The 20414-nt window shown below is 73.4% G+C and carries 20 protein-coding genes and 1 pseudogene; 8 read left to right on the top strand and 13 right to left on the bottom strand.

The window, feature by feature from the left end; all coding sequences use genetic code 11:
• Nucleotides 1–110: 110 nt before the first annotated feature.
• Entirely contained in the window at nucleotides 111–1028 is a 918-nt protein-coding gene (locus A8713_RS01280; RefSeq protein ID WP_064530993.1) for a CAP domain-containing protein, read from the bottom strand.
• A 329-nt stretch (nucleotides 1029–1357) separates the two neighbouring features.
• Nucleotides 1358–2665 (bottom strand): annotated as a pseudogene (locus A8713_RS01275) (cytochrome P450).
• A 214-nt stretch (nucleotides 2666–2879) separates the two neighbouring features.
• Between A8713_RS01275 and A8713_RS01270 the strand changes: the two are divergent.
• Complete coding sequence (locus A8713_RS01270) at nucleotides 2880–3440, top strand: AAA family ATPase (RefSeq protein ID WP_173860791.1); 561 nt, start codon at nucleotides 2880–2882, stop codon at nucleotides 3438–3440.
• Nucleotides 3441–3483: 43 nt separating this feature from the next.
• Here A8713_RS01270 and A8713_RS01265 read toward each other — a convergent pair whose 3' ends face one another.
• A complete protein-coding gene (locus A8713_RS01265; protein ID WP_064530991.1) occupies nucleotides 3484–3996 on the bottom strand; it encodes a GNAT family N-acetyltransferase in 513 nt (170 codons plus the stop codon).
• A gap of 14 nt (nucleotides 3997–4010) precedes the next feature.
• The gene (locus tag A8713_RS01260) at nucleotides 4011–4388 is read right to left on the bottom strand and encodes a MerR family transcriptional regulator (RefSeq protein ID WP_064530990.1); all 378 of its coding nucleotides are present in this window, start codon (nucleotides 4386–4388) and stop codon (nucleotides 4011–4013) included.
• 116 nt (nucleotides 4389–4504) lie between these two features.
• Here A8713_RS01260 and A8713_RS01255 point away from each other — a divergent pair, with 116 nt between their 5' ends.
• Entirely contained in the window at nucleotides 4505–5584 is a 1080-nt protein-coding gene (locus A8713_RS01255) for an alkene reductase (RefSeq protein ID WP_064530989.1), read from the top strand.
• Nucleotides 5585–5675: 91 nt separating this feature from the next.
• Here the strand turns inward: A8713_RS01255 and A8713_RS01250 are convergent, their stop codons facing one another.
• Complete coding sequence (locus A8713_RS01250) at nucleotides 5676–6278, bottom strand: ScbR family autoregulator-binding transcription factor (RefSeq protein ID WP_443069693.1); 603 nt, start codon at nucleotides 6276–6278, stop codon at nucleotides 5676–5678.
• 145 nt (nucleotides 6279–6423) lie between these two features.
• Here A8713_RS01250 and A8713_RS01245 point away from each other — a divergent pair, with 145 nt between their 5' ends.
• Nucleotides 6424–7380: a ScbA/BarX family gamma-butyrolactone biosynthesis protein gene (locus A8713_RS01245; protein ID WP_079158789.1), complete on the top strand. Its 957-nt coding sequence runs from the start codon at nucleotides 6424–6426 to the stop codon at nucleotides 7378–7380.
• Nucleotides 7381–7638: 258 nt separating this feature from the next.
• Nucleotides 7639–8409 carry an HAD family hydrolase gene (locus A8713_RS01240; protein WP_064530987.1) on the top strand — a complete coding sequence of 257 codons (771 nt, stop codon included), beginning with the start codon at nucleotides 7639–7641 and terminating at the stop codon, nucleotides 8407–8409.
• 147 nt (nucleotides 8410–8556) lie between these two features.
• Here A8713_RS01240 and A8713_RS01235 read toward each other — a convergent pair whose 3' ends face one another.
• From A8713_RS01235 to A8713_RS01225, 3 genes are all read right to left on the bottom strand, one after another.
• A complete protein-coding gene (locus A8713_RS01235) occupies nucleotides 8557–8751 on the bottom strand; it encodes a ferredoxin (RefSeq protein ID WP_018566178.1) in 195 nt (64 codons plus the stop codon).
• 29 nt (nucleotides 8752–8780) lie between these two features.
• Complete coding sequence (locus tag A8713_RS01230; protein ID WP_064530986.1) at nucleotides 8781–10010, bottom strand: cytochrome P450; 1230 nt, start codon at nucleotides 10008–10010, stop codon at nucleotides 8781–8783.
• 112 nt (nucleotides 10011–10122) lie between these two features.
• Nucleotides 10123–10734: a TetR/AcrR family transcriptional regulator gene (locus A8713_RS01225; RefSeq protein WP_037895074.1), complete on the bottom strand. Its 612-nt coding sequence runs from the start codon at nucleotides 10732–10734 to the stop codon at nucleotides 10123–10125.
• 347 nt (nucleotides 10735–11081) lie between these two features.
• Here A8713_RS01225 and A8713_RS01220 point away from each other — a divergent pair, with 347 nt between their 5' ends.
• The 4 genes from A8713_RS01220 (at nucleotide 11082) to A8713_RS01205 (ending at nucleotide 16832) form a co-directional block, all read left to right on the top strand.
• Complete coding sequence (locus A8713_RS01220) at nucleotides 11082–12782, top strand: PucR family transcriptional regulator (protein WP_064530985.1); 1701 nt, start codon at nucleotides 11082–11084, stop codon at nucleotides 12780–12782.
• Nucleotides 12783–13047: 265 nt separating this feature from the next.
• Nucleotides 13048–14457 (top strand): diaminopimelate decarboxylase, encoded by a 1410-nt coding sequence (locus A8713_RS01215; protein WP_389595386.1) that lies wholly within the window; start codon nucleotides 13048–13050, stop codon nucleotides 14455–14457.
• Entirely contained in the window at nucleotides 14454–15287 is an 834-nt protein-coding gene (locus A8713_RS01210) for a M55 family metallopeptidase (RefSeq protein WP_064530984.1), read from the top strand. Before A8713_RS01215 ends, A8713_RS01210 begins: the two co-directional genes overlap by 4 nt.
• Before the next feature lie 96 nt (nucleotides 15288–15383).
• Nucleotides 15384–16832, top strand: a complete 1449-nt coding sequence (locus A8713_RS01205) for an amino acid permease (protein ID WP_237305279.1) — start codon at nucleotides 15384–15386, stop codon at nucleotides 16830–16832.
• Nucleotides 16833–16978: 146 nt separating this feature from the next.
• Here A8713_RS01205 and A8713_RS33720 read toward each other — a convergent pair whose 3' ends face one another.
• From A8713_RS33720 to A8713_RS01180, 5 genes are all read right to left on the bottom strand, one after another.
• Nucleotides 16979–17359: a transposase family protein gene (locus A8713_RS33720; protein WP_335743769.1), complete on the bottom strand. Its 381-nt coding sequence runs from the start codon at nucleotides 17357–17359 to the stop codon at nucleotides 16979–16981.
• Nucleotides 17341–17625, bottom strand: coding sequence for a hypothetical protein (locus A8713_RS34785; protein ID WP_064530981.1), 285 nt, complete (start codon nucleotides 17623–17625; stop codon nucleotides 17341–17343). Before A8713_RS34785 ends, A8713_RS33720 begins: the two co-directional genes overlap by 19 nt.
• A 234-nt stretch (nucleotides 17626–17859) precedes the next feature.
• Nucleotides 17860–18027: a hypothetical protein gene (locus A8713_RS34005; protein ID WP_237305278.1), complete on the bottom strand. Its 168-nt coding sequence runs from the start codon at nucleotides 18025–18027 to the stop codon at nucleotides 17860–17862.
• Nucleotides 18028–18393: 366 nt separating this feature from the next.
• Complete coding sequence (locus tag A8713_RS01185) at nucleotides 18394–19194, bottom strand: hypothetical protein (protein WP_064530979.1); 801 nt, start codon at nucleotides 19192–19194, stop codon at nucleotides 18394–18396.
• Nucleotides 19195–19381: 187 nt separating this feature from the next.
• Nucleotides 19382–20194, bottom strand: a complete 813-nt coding sequence (locus tag A8713_RS01180) for a restriction endonuclease (RefSeq protein ID WP_064530978.1) — start codon at nucleotides 20192–20194, stop codon at nucleotides 19382–19384.
• Nucleotides 20195–20414 lie beyond the last annotated feature (220 nt).

Raw genomic sequence — 20414 nt, 5'->3', positions numbered from 1 at the left:
TCAGCTGTCAGCGGTACGGCTGTGCAGACGGCGCGGCCACGGCCACGGACAGCCGGGTGCCGAGCCGCACACCGGCCGCGTCCCGCCCGCCCGCATGGCCGCACGGCCGGTCAGCGGCTGGTGCCGAAGTCCTGCGTCCAGTAGCCGCCGGGCTGGGCCAGGCCCACACCGATCTCCTTGAACGCGCAGTTGAGGATGTTGGCCTTGTGTCCGGGGCTGTCCATCCAGGCCGCCATGACCTGCGCCGCGCTGGTGTAGCCGTAGGCGACGTTCTCGCCGTAGGTGCTCCAGGTGTATCCGGCGGCGGTGATCCGGTCGCCGGGCGCGGATCCGTCGGACCCGGTGTGCGACATGTTCCGGTGGGCCGCCATGTCCTCGCTGTGTGCCTGGGCGGCCGCCGCGAGGGCCGGGTTGGCGGTCAGCGCCGAGCAACCCGCCTTCGCCCGCTCGTTGTTGACGAGCGCCAGGATCTGGGCGGCGGAGTCCGACGGAGCCGAGGCGCCGGGCGCCGGGCTGGCGGAGGCGGTGGGGGACGCGGGGGTGGTGGTGGCGGGCGCGGTGGGCCGGGCGGTGTGCGAGGCGGCCGGTGAGGCGGCGGCGCCGTGGTGCTTGGCGGCGGAGCCGGGCGCGGCGGGCGCGGGGACAGCGGGTGCGGCGGAACGGCGGGCCGACGACGCGTCGCGCGGGTGCGGCGCGGCCGGGGTGCCGGGGGAGGACGACGCGGCCGGTGAGGAGGGCGCGGACGCTCCGGGCAGGGACGCGCCGGGCAGGGACGTACCCGCACCGGCGGTCGGGGACGGGGTGGCGGGAGCCGGCCTGCCGCTCGCCGTGCCGGGTGCGGATCCGCCCCACGCGGACGGGTTCCACTGGACCGAGGGGATCTCCTCGGCGACGCGGTGCGTCTGTTGCGTTCCGCCGCCCGGCCAGCCGCCACAGGCCAGGGCGGCGGAGGGGATGCCGACGACGCCCACGGCGACGGCGGCGACGGCTATCCGCCGGTGGTACTGATGCTTGCGATGCTTGCCCATGCGTGACCTCACTCGGTAGTCGCCGAGCGCCTTCCATCGGGCGGCTCCGTGCGGAGTGCGCCTTCTGAGCTGCGGCGATGCCTGCGAGTGGTCATCTTGGGACGGCGTCGAGCAGGGATGCAAAGAGCTGCGCTACTACGCTGCCTCGTAGCGCCGCGCGGCCTTGCGGAGCCGTCGCGGTACGTGCTGATCAGCGGTGCCCACCCGGTGCGGGGGCCTGGTCACGCGTCAGAAGCCCCCGGTGCGCGGGGAGGAGGAGAAGGGCGGCGCGCGGAGCGCCGACCCGCCGAGCACCGCCTCCCGCATCCGCATCAAGCCGGACAAGTCCCCTATGTCACCGGTGCGGCGCCTACTAACCGCGGGGCGTAGTAGCCGGACGCGCTGTGATCGATGTCACGGCCCCTGGGGCGCCGCAGCCGTACGGGCAGGGGGAGGTATCCATTGCTGATGAGCGACCGCAGCGACCGCAGCGGCCGCAACCGGTCGGCGGACACGGCGAGTTCGATGCCGGGGAACCGGTCGAAGAGCCGGCGCAGGGTGGTGGCGGCCTCCATGCGGGCGAGCGGCGCGCCGAGGCAGGAGTGCACGCCGTACTCGAACGCCATGTGGTCCTTGACCGGGCGGGTGACGTCGAAGCGGTCGGCGCCGGGCCCGTGCCGGTCGGGGTGGCGGTTCGCGGCGGCGTAGGAGGCGAGGATGGCGTCACCGCGCGGGATGATCTGGTCGCCGGGCAGCGGGATGTCCTTGACGGCGTAGCGCAACGGCAGGTGTTTGACGGCGGGTTCGTGCCGCACTCTCTCCTCGACGACGTCAGACCGGTCGGCCTGCCCGGCACGGACGCGGGCGAGTTGCGAGGTGTCACGGAGCAGCGCGGTGACGGCCTGGTCGATGGCGTTGACGGTGGTCTCGTACGCGGCGGAGAGCATCAGCGGCAGGGTGTCGCGCAGTTCGGTGCCGGACAGGCCGCCGCCGTCGCCCCCTCGTCGCGGGCCGCGACCACCAGGGAGGTCATGTCGTCGGGCGGCTCGCGCCGTTCGAGGGCGATCAGCTCCTTTCAGGTCCGCGAACACGGCGGCGCCGTTCGCGGCGGCCTGCTCGGCGGTGACCGTGGCGTCGAAGATGCCGTCGACCCCGGCCCGGAATCCGTCGCGACGGCTCTCGGGCACGCCCATGAGGCGGCTGATCACCGCGATCGGCAGCGGATGGGCGAAGCGCGCCCGCAGATCGGCGCCCTCTCCGGCGGACAGCGCGGCCAGCGCGTCCAGGAGCGCGGCGACCGTGGACTCGGCACCGGGGCGCGGCGCTTCGATGCGGCGGGCGCCGAACGCGGGGGCGATCATCCGGGGCAGCCTGCGGTGGTCGGTGCCATAGGCGGTGAACATGCTGTCCGCCGTGACCCACAGGGCGAGCGGCCGGGCGGCGGCGGTCCCGGAGAGGGCGGCCCAGTGCCGGACGGCGTCCTTGGAGACGTCGGGGCTGGTCAGCAGTCGTTCGAGGAGCGCGGGGTCGGTGACGGCCCACGCACTCACCCCGAGGATGTCCACCCGGGCGCCGGCTCCCCGGGCGCGTGACGCCCGGTCTTCGGCGTGGTGGTCGGAGCCGGTGGGGTCCAGGACGATCACCGGCTGCTCGGACACGAGCGCGTCTCCTTCGGCGGAGGGACCACGTCCACGGAGGTGCGGACCGCTCGGGCGGCCGGGGTGCCCGGGACCTCAGGTGAGGACGCCCCGGTACGTCCGTGACAGTGCGCCTCGGCGGCCCGGCGTGTTCCGCGCGGAGCCTTTCGTGCCCCGGGCGCCGGGCGGTGAAATCGGTTCGCGCGGAGCGGTTGCGCAGCGGCAGGCTGGTCCCATGGACCATGCGGAGGTGCTGCTCGTCGCAGGACGGGCCGGAGTCGGCAAGACCACGGTGGGATGGGAGGTCTCGGCGCTGCTGCGGGACGCGGACGTCGCGCACGCGGTCATCGACGGGGACTTCATGGGACAGGTGCACCCGGCACCGCCCCAGGACCCCGACCGCGCGCGGATCACCGAGGCGAGCCTGACCGCGGTGTGGGCCAACTTCGCACGGCACGGCTACCGTCGGCTGGTCTACACGAACACGCTCAGCGTGCTCACGGAGACGGCCGGCATGTTCCGGCGGGCGCTCGGCGCGGACGTACGGATCGTACGGGTCCTGCTCACCGCCTCCGACGCCACCGCCCGCGAGCGCCTGGTGCGCCGGGAGATCGGCTCGGAGCTGGAGCGGGAACTGACGGGCAGCGCCCGCAAGGCACGGCTGCTGGACCGGCACGCGCCCGCGGACACCGTCCGGGTGGCCACGGATGCGCGGTCCGTGGCGGACATCGCCCGCGAGGTGGTGGCCGCCACCGGCTGGGCCGGACGGGACCGGCCCGCTCGGCCGCCCGCGTGACGCCCTCTCGCGGCGCCCCGGGCCCCGGGGCGCCGCGAGAGGCTCAGAACGCGCCGAACGCGGCGGCGTACCGGATCGTGCCGGCCGGAACCGGGCGGGCGTCGTCGAGGGGCAGGGCCATCATCGCCTCGTCGGGCACCTCGAAGGGGGCGCGGATGCCGAAGCGGGAGGCCGGGGTGAAGCCGAACCGCGGGTAGTACGCGGGGTGGCCGAGGACGACGACCAGGTGCTCGCCCCGGGCGCGTGCGGCGTCCAGGGCGGCGCGGACGGCGGCGGAGCCGGCGCCGGTGCGCTGGGCCGCGGGCAGCACCGCGCAGGGGGCCAGGGCCAGCGCGGGCCGGTCGCCGATGTGGCACCGGGTGAGCAGCGCGTGCCCGGTCACGGTGCCGTCGGGAGCGGTGGCCAGCAGGGAGAGCCCGTCGATCCAGGCGGTGGGATCGGCGCGCAGCGCGTCGACGAGGTCGGCCTCCGCCGGGGTGGGGAAGGCGGCGAGGTTGACGCCGCGCACGGCGGCGGTGTCGGCAGCGGTCTCGGGCCGGGTGGTCCAGTCGGTCATGGGGTCCACGGTACTCACGCGGCGGTGGTCGGCCGCAGGCGCTCCCGGTACTCCCGGGCCGCTGCCATCAGCGCGTCGAGGGCGTCCCTGGTGCGCGCGAGCTCGGCGATGTGCGCGGAGAGCCGGTCGCGCTCCTGCGCCATCCGCTCCAGCGCGGCGTCGGAGTGCTCCTCGCTGGGCGCGTCGACGCACGGCAGGAGTTCGGCGATGGTGCGGCTGGACAGCCCCGCGGCGTACAACCGCTGGATGAACGCCACCCGTTCGACCTCCACCTCGGTGTAGTGCCGCTGCCCGCCGGTGCTGCGGGAACTGCTCAGCAACCCCTGCTCCTCGTAGTACCGCAAGGACCTGACGCTGACCCCCGTGCGCGACGCGAGCTCCCCGATCCGCATACGATCCTCACCTCTGTGACCTGCGGCACAACACTTGCCTCTGACGTCAATGTGAGGTTCTAGCGTAACCGTCGTGCCCGAGAGCCGGGCACGGCAGAGCACGACGGAGTCCTGACATGACGACCCTCTTCGACAGCTACCGGCTCGGGGACCTGACCCTGCCCAACCGGGTGGTGATGGCCCCGATGACCCGGGTGCGGGCCGCCGCCGGGGGACTGGCGACGCCGTCGATGGCGGCGTACTACGCCCAGCGGGCGACGGCCGGACTGATCGTGTCCGAGGGGGTGCAGCCGAGCCTGGTCGGACAGTCGAACCCGGGGACACCGGGGCTGCACACCGACGAACAGGTCGAGTCCTGGCGTCCCGTGACCGCGGCCGTGCACGCCAACGGCGGCCGGATCTTCGCGCAGATCATGCACGGCGGGCGGGTCTCGCACCCCGACACGACCGGGATGCGGCCGGTGGGACCCTCGGCCGTCGCCGCGACCGGCGACGTGTTCACCCCCTCCGGGCCGCGCCCCGCACCCGTGCCGCGCGCCCTGGACACCGCCGAAGTGCCCGAGCACGCCCACGCGTACGCCCGAGCGGCCCGCCGAGCCGTGGACGCCGGTTTCGACGGTGTGGAACTGCACGGTGCCAACGGCTATCTGATCTCGCAGTTCCTCTCCTCCAACGCCAACCTCCGCACCGACCGCTACGGAGGCCCGGTCGCCCACCGGATCCGCTTCGCCGTCGAGGCGGTGTCCGCGACCGTCGACGCGGTGGGCGCCGCCCGGACCGGCATCCGGCTCTCCCCGGGCGGCACCTTCTGGGGCGTCGAGGAGCGTGACGTCCTGGAGCTGTACACCGCGCTCCTGGGCGAGCTGGCCCGGCTCCGTGTGGCCTACGTCCACCTGGAGGCGACGGCCGGTGAGGACCTGCTCCGGGAGCTGCGCCGGGCCTGGCCCGGCACCCTCGTCATGAACCCGGTGCTGCCGATGGGGGCCAGGCAGACCGGCCGCGCCGACGCCGACCACTGGCTCGGGCTGGGCGCCGAACTCATCAGCTTCGGCCGCGGTTTCATCGCCAACCCCGACCTGGTCGAGCGGCTGCGCACCGGCGTCCCCCTGGCCCCCGTCGACGAGAGCACGTACTACCAGGGCGGCGACGCCGGATACCTCACCTACCCCGCCCACCGGTACACGGCGGCGGGCTGACCGCCCGCACCGGCGCGGTGCGGCGGCGCCGAGGCGGCCTCCGCGCCGGCGCCGGACCGCGGGGCGGTGCGCCCGGTGGCGTCCCCGCCCCTCAGCGGGGCAGGGAGGCGGTGTCCTCCCTGACCCGGTCCAGCAGGGCGGCGGGGGCGGGCACGCCCTGGAGGGCCGGGAGCATCAGCTGCCAGAAGGCGGTCAGCCGGTCCTCGATGAGACGCCGCTCGTCCAGCGCGTCGGACAGCGTGTGCAGACCGAAGAACGCGGACACCAGGGTCGTCGCGTCCCGGACCGGCTCGGCCCCCGCGGCGAGTGTCCCTTCCGCACGGGCCTCGTCTAGCAGGTGCTCCACGGTGGCGATCCAGTCCAGGAACGGCGGGGGCATCTCCACGTTGATCGACCGGCGTTCGGCCCACAGCCGCGCGCCCGCGCGGACGAACACGTCGTCGCGGAAGGCGCGGGCGACCGCGTAACTGAGCCGCACCAGCCTCTCCAGCGCGGGCGCGCCCACGTTCTCGTGGCGGGCGATCAGTGCGGGCCAGGCGGCGAAATGCGCCTCGACCACCGCGCGCGCCAACTGCTCCTTGCCCGCGTAATGGAAATAGATGGCGCCGCTGGTCCGGGCGGACAGTTCGCTGATGTCGGCGATACTCGTCGCCGCGTACCCCTGTTCGAAGAACAGATGCGCGGCTGCCTGCAATACCGCCCTGCGGGTGTCAGCCGCCCGTTCGTGCACGCGTTTTCCTTGCCCTTGGGGAGATCGCGAGGGGGAATATAGCCCATTTGCGGGAAGGCCGGAAAGGCTCGGCATGCGCACCACTGAATGGTCTTATTAGCATCCTTTCATGGGCTCCGGGCGCAGTTCGCACGCGCCGCGTGCCTCCGACGGACCGCAGGGCCGCGGCGCCGGTGAGACGTGCCTGACACCGTCCAGCTGGTCGCGCACCGTCCCCCGCGAACTGGTCCACCGTGTCTCGGTCGCCGAGGTGCTGCTGACCGACGTACGGCCCTGCGGCCGCCTGGCCTTCTGCGCCGCCGCGCTGTGGCCGCGCTCGCATCCGACGTTCCCGCGCGGGCACGACAGCCGGCACAGCCCGTGGCTGGTCGTCGAGACCGTGCGCCAGCTCGGCATCTACATCCCGCGGTGCCACTTCGGCGTCCCCGCCGCCGCCAGGTTCCTGATCGACGACGTCTCGTACCGGATCGACCCGGACCGTGAGCCGCGGGCGCCCCACGGCGGCAGCGAGATCACCTGCCGGGTCACGGTCACCGGGCTGACCGGGGCCCCCGGGTCCGACCACCCGCGCCGGATGCGGCTGCGGGCCGACTTCCGCAGCGGCGGGCAGGTGTTCGCACGTGCGGACGGCGGGGCGCGCTTCCTGACGGCCGAACGGTACGCGACGGTCCGCACCGTGAGCGCGGGCCCGCCGCCCCGCGCGGCCACCGCCCGCCCGCGGCCCCAGCCGGCCCTGCTCGGCGTCCCGGCGGAGGCGGACGCCCTGGTCGCGCTGGACGGCGGCACCCTGGTGGTGGACCCGGCCGACCTCCGTCACCCGTTCCTGTTCGACCACGAGACGGACCACGTCCCCGGGATGGCCCTGCTGGAGGCGGCGCGGCAGGCCGTGGCCCTGCGCAGCGCAGGACGCCTGGTCCGGCCGCTCGGCGGGCGGATGACCGCGTCGCACTTCACCGAACACGCCCCGCCCGCCGCCGTGGAGAGCACCGCGTACGGCCGTACGGCGGTCTTCCGCTTCCGCCAGGGCGGCGTGGTGACCGCCGGGGGCGTGCTCCGTTACCAGTGAGGCGTCACCCACAAGTGCGTATTGCGCTGGCAAACGCCTACAGATGAGCCGGTCGAGCGTAACGTTCATTATGTTCCGGTTCCGGAAGCAGGACGGCGCTTCTCGTCCGCGCCGCCCGCCTGTCCGCGCCTGCCGACCGGCCGTGATCGGCAGTGCTTCGCGCTTTGGCCGGCGAAGCACCGCAGCGGCCGGGTCCGAGCCGCTGACGGGCGCCCCCCACCCCCCACATGGCACCTCACGCCAAGAACGGCGAAGCACATGACGAAACAGCACACCCTCGATCCCGACTGGGCACCCGAAGCAGTCGTCTTCGACTGCGACGGCACCCTCGTCGACTCCGAACGGCACTGGGAACGCGCCCGTGGCGTCGTCCTGCGCGGCTTCGGCCACGCTCCCGGCCCGGAGTTCGCCGAGCGCAGCAAGGGCCTGCACTACACCGAGTGCGGAGCACTCATGGCCGAAGTGATCGGCAGACCGGACTGCGCCGAGGAGCTGGCGGAACAGCTTCTCGCCGCGTACCGCGCCCTGGTCGCCCGCGACCCGTCGCCCATGTCGGGCGCCCGGGAGCTGGTCACCGTCCTCAGCCGCACGGCACCCCTGGCCGTGGCCAGCAACTGCCCTGCGGATCTCGTGGAGTTCAGCCTGGAGTCGGTCGGCCTGCTCCACCACTTCGAGCACGTGGTCGTCCCCGAGGGCCCCATCCGGCCCAAGCCGTACCCGGACACCTACGCCGAGGCCGTCCGCCGCCTCGGCTCCAACGGCGAGAACGCGCTGGCCGTCGAGGACTCGGTCAACGGTCTCAGGGCGGCCAAGCGGGCCGGACTGCGCGTGGTCGGCGTCGGCGCCCGCCCCAGCCCGGACGCCCTCGACCTGTCCTCGCTGTGGGTCCGCGACCTGGAGGACCCCGAGCTCATGGCCTGGGCGAACGGGCTTCCGCCCGCGAAACGCGGTCGCTCCGGTGCCGCCTTCGAGCCGAGCGTGCCGCCTCCGGGAGGCCCGCCCGACACCGACGCCGACGTGTTGCGCTGAGCCTTCGGCCACCGGGCGGCGACCACGCGACGGCGTGCGCCCGCCCGGTTCCGGAGGCCCTCGGGACCGCCCGGCCCGCCGTGCCCTCAGCGGCATCGGCGGGCCGGTGCGCACACATGGGGGCCGCGCGGCACGGTACGCGCGGTCTCAGTTCTCCAGCAGCCGGATCGCGGCGGCCGGGCAGACCGCCGCGGACTCGCGCACCCCTTCCTCGTGCACCGGATCCGGGTCGCTGCTCAGCAGCAGCACGATGCCGTCGTCGTCCTGGTCGAAGACCTCGGGAGCCATCAGGACGCACTGCCCGGACGCGACGCACCTGGGCTGGTCCACTTCCACACGCATGGGTTTCTCGTTCCGTTCGCAGGGGTGTGCTACCAGGTGACCGGGAGTTCGTAGACGCCGTAGACGAGACCGTCGTGCTTGAACTCCAACCGGTCCATGTCGGTGGCCAGTTCGAGGGTGGGGATGCGGGAGTACAGGGTGCTGTAGACGACCTGCAGCTCGACACGGGCCAGCGGCTGGCCGAGGCACTGGTGCACGCCGTACCCGAAGGCCACATGGCGGCGGGCGTCGCGGGTGAGGTCGAGCCGGTCGGGTTCGGGGAAGGCCTCCGGGTCCCGGTTGGCGATCTCGTTGGCGAAGACCACACCGTCGCCCGCGCGGATCACCTGGCCGTCGATCTCGATGTCCGCCACCGCCACGCGCCGGCGCCCGGAGTGGGTGATGGTGAGATAGCGCAGCAGTTCCTCGACGGCCCCGGCGACGGTCCTGGGGTCGTCGGTGTCGCGGAGCAGGGCCAGCTGGTCCGGGTTGCGCAGCAGGGCCAGGGTGCCCAGCGCGATCATGTTCGCGGTGGTCTCGTGGCCCGCGCCGAGCAACAGCACGCCCGTCTCGGCCGCCTGACGCTGCGTCATCTCCCCGGTGGCCACCCGCTGCACCGCGAGCTGGGAGAGCAGGTCGTCGCCGGGATCGGCGAGCTTGACGGTCAGCAGCTCGTCCAGGTAGTCGGTCAGCGCCTCGGACGCCGCGAGCAGTTCCTCCGCCGTGGAGGTGCGGCGCACGATGACCCTGGTGTTGCGCTGGAAGAAGTCGTGCTTCTCGTAGGGGACGCCGAGCAGTTCGCAGATCACCAGGCTGGGCAGCGGCAGGGCGAAGGACTCGACCAGGTCCACCGGCTTGGGCCCGGCGAGCAGGGCGTCGATCAGATCGTCGACGATCTGCTGGATCGAGGGCCGCAGCGCCTCGACCTTCCTGATCGCGAAGGGAGCCGTCACCATGCGCCGCAGCCGGGCGTGTTCGGGGTCGTCCATGGTGATGAAGGTGCGCCGGGTCTGGTCGCGCACCTTCAGCCCGGCCGTGCGGTGCGGATAGCCGGGCAGGCTGGGATCGGCGCTGATGCGCGGATCGCCCAGCAGGGCGCGTACGTCCTCGTGACGGGTGATCAGCCACGGACTGCTGCCGTCCCAGATGCGCACCCGGGAGACGGGCCGGCCGGCCTGGAGGCCCCGGAGCGCGGGGGGCGGATCGAAGGGGCAGCCGGACGCCCGGGGCATCGGAAGTTCGGGCAACTGGGCCGGCGTGTCCGTCAGTGTGTCGGTCATACCTGCCTCCTCGGCAGAGGGAGCGGTCCCATCACTCCTTACAGTGTTAGGTGCTCAGGGCAACTATATGGACGGGGTCCGGGACGTCAACGACGGCGGACGTTCGCCGTTGCTATCCGGCCACCATGCGATCGACCACGGCGTCCGCCCGTTGCTCGATCCCGTCCGTGTCGACCTCGTAGGGCAACGCCATCGCGATGGCCACGATCCCGTGCAGCGCCGCCCACAGCATCAGGGCGTCCTCCTTGGCGTCCACCTGCGCGGAGCGCGCCCGGTGGCAGGCCGCGAGCGCCTCCTCCCACGCCGCGAGCACCAGCCACACCGGATGCCGGGGCAACTGCTCGCGCGGCCCGGCGACCCGCTCCACACCGAACATCAGCCGGTAGCGCCGCGGATTCTCCACCGCGAAGGCGCAATACCGCCGTGCCATCGCCCGTACGGCCGCACGCGGCCCGCCGTCGCCCCGCCCGGCCTCCCGCAGCTCCCCGACGAGCCGGTCGTAGGCCCGCTGCGTCACCGCCGCCACCAGCTCCGACCTGTCCTTGAAGTGCAGATACACACTCGGCGCCGAGATCCCGACCTCCCGTGCGACCGCGCGCAGCGACAGCGCCTCCTCCCGGCCCGACTCGGCCAGCAGCCGGGCCGCGGCCATCAGGATCTCCTCCTTCAGGGCACCGCCCGCGCCGCGCCGGCTCGGTGCGCGCCGCTTGAACGTGTCGGACACCTCGGCTCCTTCCCGACGCCCGTGGGAGCACGGCCGCTCGCAGAGCATTATCGGAAACTCCGCAGGCGGCCGGATCCCGACCCGGCCCGGCCCGCCGCCCGGCCTGCCTCGGACTGCCGCCGCCCGGCTCGTGCGCCGAGCGTGTGTTCCGGCGCTCGCCCCGCCGCAGACCGGCCCCCATGCCCCTCACACCGGCCCTCACGCCTCCCACGCCGGTTCGCGCCTGCTCGTCGGTCCGCGCTCGCGCGCCGGTCCGCACCCGCCCGGCGGACCGCGCCGGGCGCGCGCCGCGCCACCTGCGACGCTCCGGGAGCCGCCCGCGCTCGCGCGCGCAACATAATGGGTGGATGGAGCCCGAGCCGACCCCGCACCCCGGCGGTCCGACGCTGGCCCACCTCCTCGCCCTGGCCGGGCCCGGGATGCTCGACGTGGTCGCGGCACCGCTCGGCACCGACGTCCCGGTGGCCGACGTGGTGGTGCACGACGTCGGCGAGGACCGCGACGACGACTGGACGGCGCCCGGACACGTACTGCTCACCCCGGGGGCATCGGCCGACTCCCCGGAGGCGGCGGACGTCCTGCGCGCCGCCGACCGGGCCGGGGCCACCGCCGTGGTACTGCGCTCCGGGGCCCGCAGGCCGCCCGCGGCCCTGGCCGCGGCCGCCGCCCGGGGCCGCACCGCCCTGCTGCTGCGCGCCCCGGGCACCGACTGGACCGAGGTGCTCGGGCGGCTGCGTACCGCCCTGGCGCACAGCGGCGCCGGCGCCCCGGCCGGGATGGCGGGGCTGCGCCTCGGCGACCTGGCGGGACTGGCCAACACCGTGGCCGACCTGGTCGGCGGTGCCATCACCATCGAGGACCCGCGCTCCCGGGTGCTGGCCTACTCCCGGCTGGAGCACGCGGCGGACCCGCTGCGCCTGCTCACCATCCTCGGCCAGGAGGTGCCCCGCTGGCGGGTCGCCGAACTCCGCGAACGCGGCTTCTTCCAGGCGCTGTGGAGCAGCGGCGACGTGGTGCGGCTGCCCGCCGACGACCGCTATGCCGAGCGGCTGGCCATCGCCGTACGGCACGGCGGCGACGTGCTCGGCTCGATCTGGGCCGCCGCCGACGGGCGTCCGCTCGCCGAGGACGCGGCGGCGGCGCTGCGGACCGCGGCACGGGCCGCCGCACCGCATCTCGTGCACCACGAGGTCTGGGGCAGGGAGGAGGCCGGACGCCGCGAGCAGATGGTGAAGGACCTGCTCGAAGGCCGCCCCGGCGCCCAGCAGGCGGCCCGCGGACTCGGTGTGGCACCCGACGGGCCGTACACGGTCCTCGTCGCCGAGGTGTACGACACCCGCGATCCCAGGGGACCCACTGGTCCCCGTCCGTCCGGCCCCGCCGCGGCCTCCGGGGCGCCGGCCGCGGCCACGGACACCACCGGGCACCGGGTGCTGGATCTGCTCGCCCTCCAGGCCGCCGCCTCCCTGCCGGGCTGTGTGAGCGCCCGCTCGGGCGGCCGGCTGTTCGTCCTGACACCCGCCGCCGGGGGAGCCGAGGCCGACCCCGCGCGCCGTATGGTCGCCGCCGCACGCTCCGTCCCGCACAGCGTGGTCTTCGCCGGGGTGGGGCAGCGGGCGGCGGACCTGTCGGAGCTGCCCGCCTCCCGCGAGTCGGCCGAACTGGTGGTACGGGTCCTGCGCGAGCGGGCGGCCGCGGCCCCCGGACCCTGGACCTCGGCCTCGGCGCTCCACCGGGACGTGGTCTCCGAGGCCGCCCTGCTCCGGGTGCTCGACAGCGTCGAGCCCACCTGGCAGGAGATGAACGGGCCGGTGCACGCGATGGTCGCGCACGACCGGACGCACGGCTCCGCGTACGGCGAGTCGGTCGCCGCCTACCTGGACGCCTTCGGCGACACCCGGGCCGCGGCGCTCAGCCTCAACGTGCATCCCAACACCCTGCGCTACCGGCTGCGCCGCGCCCAGGAACTGTTCGGCGTCGACGTGGGCGACCCCGTGGGCCGACTGCTGGCGGGCCTCGGCCTCCGCCTCGCCCGGCGCGGCGGCTGACCCGGGCGCGGAAGCCGACCTGGGCGCGGGCGCCGACCTGGGCGCGGGTGGAGGCCGGTGGAGGGCCGGCCACCATGATCATCCACTTGTCGGGTCGGACAATCCCGGGAGCGAGTCCTGGTCGTCTCGGACGAAGACGAGCGCCGCCACCGGGCCCGAAGCTGTTCGTGCGGCCCGGCGCCCGCCCGGTGAACCGGGGCGACGCGCGGCGCACGGCCGCGGCCTGCCCCGCGACGCGCGGCTTCCGGCAGACGTCTTCCGACACATGTGTGAGGTGTGGTTCAACGTGACTTCCGCTTCGGCCCGGCGACGGCGTACGGCGCGCGATGCGGCGCTGGCCGCAGCAGTCGAGGAAGGGCTCCTGGACACCCGGTCGCCCCTGATCGGCCTGCTGGACGTGGACGGTGTCCTGGCCGCCGTCGACCGCCTGCACGAGGCCTTCCGCGGCCCGGCCGCCGTGCAGCACACCTTCGCGGCCAAGGCGTGTTCCCTCGTGCCGGTGCTGCGGCTGCTCGCCAGGGCCGGCATGGGCTGCGAGGTGGCCTCGCCCGGCGAACTGGAACTGGCGCTGGAGGCCGGCTTCACCGCCGACCGGCTGGTCTTCGACAGCCCCGCCAAGACGGTCGGGGAACTGCGGTTCGCGCTCGACCAGGGCATCGCCTTCAACGTCGACAACTTCCAGGAACTGGAGCGCGTCGACGCCCTGCTGGCCGGACGCACCCCCCGAGGGCCCGTCGGACTGCGAGTGAACCCGCAGGTGGGAGCCGGTGCCATCGGTGCGATGAGTACCGCGACCAGCACCTCCAAGTTCGGTGTCGCGCTGCGCGACGAAGGCGCCGTCCAGGCCGTGGCCGACGCCTTCGCGGCCCGTCCCTGGCTGACCCGGCTGCACGCCCACGTCGGCTCGCAGGGCTGCCCGCTGCCGCTCATCGCCCAGGGCATCCGCGCGGCCCACGAACTGGCCGAGCACATCAACACGGCGCTCGGCCGCCGCCAGATCACCTCGCTGGACATCGGCGGCGGCCTGCCCGTCGACTTCGACAGCGACGAGGACCGGCCGGGCTACGCCGACTACGTCACCGAACTGCGCGCGGCCGTACCCGAGTTGTTCGACGGCCGCTACAGCCTGGTCACCGAGTTCGGCCGCTCGCTGCTCGCCAAGAACGGCACGATCGCCTCCCTCGTCGAGTACACCAAGTCCGCCGGCGGACGCCGTATCGCCGTCACCCACGCGGGCGCCCAGGTCGCCACGCGCACCGTGTTCATGCCCGACGCCTGGCCCCTGCGCGCCGGGGTGTACGACGCCGCGGGCCGCCCCAAGCAGGGCGCGACGGAGACCGTCGACATCGCGGGCCCCTGCTGCTTCGCGGGGGACCTCACCGCCGTGGCGCGCGAACTCCCGGCCGTGGCGCCCGGCGACATCGTGGCGCTCTACGACACCGGCGCGTACTACTTCTCGAACCACTTCTCCTACAACTCGCTGCCGCGGCCCGCCGTCCACGGCTACCGCGCGGACGCCGAGGGCCGCATCCGCTTCGCCCTGGTCCGGGCGGCGCAGACCGTGCGCGAGGTGGTCGAGGAGAGCGGCGCCGCGCAGGCCGACGCCCTCGTCGGACTGCTGGCCGCCGACCGCCCGGGGAGCGGTGCCGCGCACGAGGACGGTGCCGCCGCATGACCCTGGTACTGATCTCCGCCGACATGGAGGGGGCCACCGGCACGGTCCTGCCGGCCGACGTGACCGCGGGCACCGCGCGCCACGAACGCTTCCGCCGGCTGCTCACCGGTGACGTCAACGCGGCCGTCGCCGGGTTCGCGGACGCGGGAGCCGACGAGATCGTCGTCAACGACGCCCACTGCGGCATGGACAACATCCTGATCGAGGAGCTCGACCCGCGCGCCACCCTGATCGTGGGCCGGCACAAGCCGCTCGGCATGATGGAGGGCCTCGGTGCCGACGTGGACGCGGTCGCCTTCGTCGGCTACCACACCGGCGCGGGCGAGGACGGCGTCCTCGCGCACACGTATCTCTCGCACAGCGTCCTGGCCGTACGTGTCGACGGGGAAGCGGCCGACGAGGGGCGTCTCAACGCCCTGGTGGCCGCCGAGGCGGGCGTCCCCGTCGTCCTGGTCACCGGAGACGACCTCACCTGCGCCGCGGCCCGCCGGTACGCGCCCGGCTGCCGGACGGTCACCGTCAAGACGGCGATCTCCCGGCACGCGGCGCGCTGCCGCACCCCGGCCGCCACCGGCGCGGACATCCGCGCCACGGCGTCGGCGGCTCTCGCCGAGGCCCCGCCTCCGCCCGCCGCGCGCCCCGCACCGCATGTCGTGGAGGTCGACGTGGACAGCCCCTATCTCACCGAACGCGCCCGCGCCCTGGCCGGCGTCACCGCGGCGGGCCCGCGCACCCTGCGCTTCGAGGCGGCCGACGCCGCGGAGGCGCTGCGCCGCTTCCGCGCCCTGACCTGGGTGCTCGGCGGCGGCCGGGAAGCCGACTGGACCTGACCCGCTCCGCTCCGCGACCGCGCCGCCCCCCCGCATGCCCGACCCGTGCATTTGTGAATCCGTGAACTCGTGAACCGACGACCGAGGGAGACCCCCGTGCCCCCTGCCGACCCCCGCAGACCACAGCAAGCACCGGCACCACGACCCCAGCTGAGCCGTTCCCTGCGCAACCGGCACATGTCGATGATCGCCATCGGCGGTGCCATCGGCGCCGGACTCTTCGTCGGCAGCGGCTCGGTGATCAAGGCCGCGGGACCGGCCGCCATCATCTCGTACTGCCTGGCCGGCGCCCTCGTGCTGTGCACCATGCGCATGCTCGGCGAGATGGTCGTGGCCCGGCCGTCCGCGGGCTCGTTCGCCGACTACGCCCGCACCGCCATCGGCCCCTGGGCGGGCTTCACCATCGGCTGGCTGTACTGGTACTACTACGTCATCATCGTCGCCGTCGAGGCGGTCGCGGGCGCGTCGATCCTGCACGCCTGGATCGGACTGCCGCTGTGGGTCATGGCGATGGGCCTGATGGCGGTCATGACCGCGACCAACCTGCTGTCGGTGCGCTCCTTCGGCGAGTTCGAGTTCTGGTTCTCCTCGGTGAAGGTGGCCGCCATCGTCGCCTTCCTGATCGTCGGCGGCCTGTACGTCTTCGGCGCGTGGCCGGGCAGCTCCTTCGACTTCTCCAACCTCACCGCGCACGGCGGCTTCGCCCCGCACGGCTTCACGTCGATCTTCTCGGCGATCGTCGTGGTCATCTTCGCCTTCGGCGGAGCGGAGATCGTCACCATCGCCGCCGCCGAGAGCAAGGAGCCCGAACGCTCCGTCGCCCGCGCCACGACCGGCATCATCTGGCGGATCATCCTGTTCTACGTCGGCTCGATCGTGCTGGTCGTCACCATCGTGCCGTGGGACAGCGCCAAGGTGCTCGCCAGTCCGTACGTCGCGGCCTGGGACATCATCGGCCTGCCCGGCGCCGGCACGCTCATGGACATCGTGATCCTCACCGCCGTGCTGAGCGTGCTCAACTCCTCGGTCTACGTCTCCTCCCGCATGCTGCTCGCCCTGGCCGCCCACGGAGACGCCCCGGCCTGGTCGGCGTCGACCGGCAGGCGCAACGTCCCGGTGCGCGCCATCCTCGCGGGAACGGTCGTCGGCTGGGTGTCCGTGATCCTCGCCTACCTCTCCCCGGACACGGTCTTCAGCTACCTGGTGAACTCCTCCGGAGCCATCGCCATTTTCATGTACCTGATGATCGGGGCGTCCCAGCTGCGCATGCGGCGGCGCCTGCAACGGGAGGCACCGGAGCGGCTGACCCTGCGCATGTGGTTCCACCCGTATCTGACCTGGGTGGTGATGGCGGGCTTCGCCGTGGTGCTGGTGGCCATGGCGGTCATCCACGACCAGCGGACCCAGCTGTTCACCAGTCTCGGCAGCCTTGCCGTCGTCCTGATCGCCTACGCCGTACGCCGTGTCAAGGGGCCGCGCCCCGAGCCGACGGCCGCCGAGGGCCAGGACGCCGACGCCCGGACCGGAGCCCTGCACATCCCCTGACGCGGGGCGGTGCGGATCACTGAGTTGCCGCCAACTTGAAATCGCAGGTCAAAGGGCTGGTGTGACCGGCCCCCCGGGTACTCGTGCTGGTCGTGGGCGGGAGCCCATGGAGAAGATCATCCGGCAGCGGTTGACTTCGAGGTCCGTCACAACGAGCAGAGCGCGCAGAAGTCGGGTGGCTCGGGCGGGATCAGTACGGAGCTTCGTGAGGATCCGCCAGTTCTTGAGGTGGGCGAACCGTGCTCAACCGGTGCACGTCCGACGGCGAGAACTCGGTTGGCTTCCCTCTCGCCCGGGGTGAGCTTGTGGGTGCGGCTGGCGGTACAGCCGGTGACGATCACGGGGTCCAGGATGTCGTTGTCCAGGCCGCGGAAGCCGAGGTCGGCCAGCGCCCCGAGGCCGGCGGCGCGCAGGTGGGCCAGGATGTGGTCGTGGCGGGCGGCGGTGCTGTCGTGGGTGCGGCCGGGCCGGGCGGTGGATAGCCAGATCAGGCGACCGTTCTCGTCGGTCAGGGCGAGAAAGTGCAGGCCATGGCTGCGGTGCTTGCCGGAGTAGTTCCGCCGGTCGCCTTGCCGGTGCGACGCCTGGTGCGGATGAGGGTGCCGTCGATCAGGACCACCTCCCCGCCCTGCTTTGCGGCCTTCCGCAGGGCACGGTCCAGCCGCGGCGCCTGGGCGGCGAGTGATCCGACCAGTTGGTCGCGCCGGCGGCGGACGGTGGACTCGGACACATCGTTGCCGCCGGCCATGTCGGCCAAGCGCTGATCATGGCGCAGCACGGCCAGGACGATCACCGCGGTCTTCCCCGGCGGCAGGATCCGCCACCTGGACCGGATCGCCCTCAGATGACGCCGCAGCAGATCGGCGAGGTGGTTAACGGTGCGCGTGGACAGCGGCAGCCGGCACTGGCTGACAAACGAGCAGGTGTCCTCGGCGCGTTCTCAGGTATTCGTCACACAGTCCCAACGGCCGCCGGGGGCAACCGAGTCACGCCCGTTCCGAGCCGCTCCGGGTGGCGGTGTTGCTGGTCACAGGCGGGTGGTGAACCGACCGTAGGGCAGTTTGCGCGGCCAGCCGCGATCGACGAGTCTGACCAACTTGCTCCGCGGCGGTTCCAGCTTGGCCTTCACGCTGACGTTCACCCCCACCACCTCGCCGACCTCACGGGCCATGACCGGCCCGGCGGCCTGCCGCACGGCGGCGATGATGCGCTGGTAGTCCCACGGCAGCGTGTTCTCCTCCTGGCCCGGCTCACGGTGCGGGATAGCATCACCGCCCGGCCGCCCACCTGCCCCGGCATCGGCCTGGCGGAGGCGCGTTCCTCGGCGAGCTGCCCGGTCATCCGTTCAAGGACGCGTTCGGCGACGGCGAGTTCGTCCCGTTCGGCCCGCACGTCCGCCAGCTGTTTGGCCGGCTGTTCTTCGAGTCCGTCCAGTTCCGCGCGCCGCGCGGTGATCCGTTCCAGCAGCTCGGGATCCAGCATGCACCGGATCGTAGAGGGCCGTCCGAACTGGGATGTGCTCGCGCTCCAGGGCCGGCAAAGGAGCCAGGGCGGCTCGTCATCAGTGTGCCCAAGGCAGGCGAACCGCCTCGATCTCGGAGTCGTTCAACAATGCGTGGATGAGGGCTGGTGAACCGGCGACCTTGGTGGCCCACAGGTCGTAGTCGGTGCACAGGACCCAGGAGCGGTCATCGGCCCAGAGATTGGAAGGGCTGAAGTCTGCTTCGGACTGGTCGTACAGGAGCTCGGCGTCGCCGAGCCGGCCCGCACGCACGTGGTGGTTGTCGAAGTCAGTGGCTCCGAGCATCAGCGGGTTGTAGTAGGCAAGGCAGCGGGTGTCCGGGCCTGCGGGGCTGTACCGAGTGAGGGCGGCGATCAGGCGATTCCAGGTCTCCCGGTCCAGGCTTCCTTCGGTCGGCGGGACCATGCTCAGTGGCCAGCTGCCCTCCCTCTTGGCCGAGGGAAAGCAGCGGTAGGAAGGCATCAGCCCGTCGGGCACTATCGGGTCGCCAGTCCGCCGGGCGAGCTCGGTCCAGCGCAGCCGCCGCCAGCCAGCGCCGGGGTGCCGGGCACGGCCCAGACCGCCCCCCGTGGCGATACTCACGGCGTCGAGGTGGAGGTCTCCGACAACGTGGGGCTGGGTACTCCCGTCGGCAAGACGCGCCTGGTGGTACTCGTCGTACGACACTTCGGTTGGTCCCCGCTCGTGCTCGTACATGGCGTTGAGCACCCACACCGCGTCAGGCATCGCCGGAGGCATGAACCCGGTCAGGCCGTCGCCACACAGCTCCAGCAGCCAGTCGGTGGCCCCAGGCGGCACGAGCGGCCACAGGCTAGACATCGGGTTCGGTTCCTCGGACATCCGCTCATGGTCCCAGGTGCGAATCCGCCCTTCTGCAAGGGGCCTACATAACGAGACATACCTCAAGAACCGACAGCCGACCGCCAGCAAACGATCTACACCCCAGACAACCGCCCACGACCAGCACGAGTACCCGGAGGACCGGTCATACCAGCCCTTTGACCTGCGATTTCAAGTTGGCGGCAACTCACTGCGGCGGCAGACCGGAGTCGGGGGCCGGGGCGGGCAGTTCCCAGGGGGCGGGGCCGGTGCCCTCGCTCCAGGCGCGCAGCGCCTCGCCGTCCATGCAGACGATCCCGCAGTGCGCGGCGTACTCGACGGCCGGTGCCGTGAAGCCGCTGGTGGTCACCAGGGCCGCCACGCCGGCCTCGTGCACGGTGAAGCAGGTGCCGCCGAAGCGCTGGAGTTCCTGGGAGCCGACGCGGTTGTCCTCGCCGTAGCGCTTGCACTGGACGATCAGGCGCCGCCCCTGCGGGTCCACGGCCACGACGTCGGCGCCGAGGTCACCGGCCCCGCCGACCACCTCCACCGACCCGCAGCCGTCCCGCTCGCACAGCGCCGCCACGGCCTGCTCGAACGCGTCGGCGTCGAGAGCGGCGTAGTCGACGACGGTGGGTTCCGGCTCGTCGGCGGGCACGGCGGCGCCCGGGGGCGTGGGGGAGGGGCGCTCCTGCCCGGCGGGCGCCTCCAGCGCGTCGAGCGCGGTCCGCGTGGCCTCCTGGAGCGCCGCGGCGGCCCGGTGGGCGGCCCGCGCCGCCGAGCGCCTGCGGTACCGGCCGCGCACGCCCGCCACCAGGGCCGGGGCGCCGAGCAGGCACAGGACGACGGTCCAGACCGGGCGCCGCTCGACGACGGCGCCCGCCGCCCGCGCCACGATGCCCAGGACGATCAGGAGCAGGGCGAGCAGGGTGAAGAACACGGCGGTCGCGCGGAGATCGAAGCGCGGCCGGCCATGGTGGCGGAGTCTGCTGCCGCGTATGCGGCGGGTGGGCACGGTCACGGCGGGCGGTTCCCTCCTCCGGCGGATCCCCGCGGCCCCCGCAGGGCCCGGCGAGGCTCCGAGGGGATCCATGGGGTCCTCGGATCTCCACGGGTGTGAAGATCACCTCCGCCGTCTGCCCCCGTTCTCCCGTTTCACCGCCGTACGCATCGCGCCGGGGAGCCGAAGCGCTTTGCGGAATCGGCAAGTTCGCGTGCCGGATCCGGGTCGCGGGGCAAGG

This window comes from Streptomyces sp. SAT1 (assembly GCF_001654495.1).
GTDB classification, from domain to species: domain Bacteria; phylum Actinomycetota; class Actinomycetes; order Streptomycetales; family Streptomycetaceae; genus Streptomyces; species Streptomyces andamanensis.
This window is presented reverse-complemented; position numbering and strand designations above follow the sequence as displayed.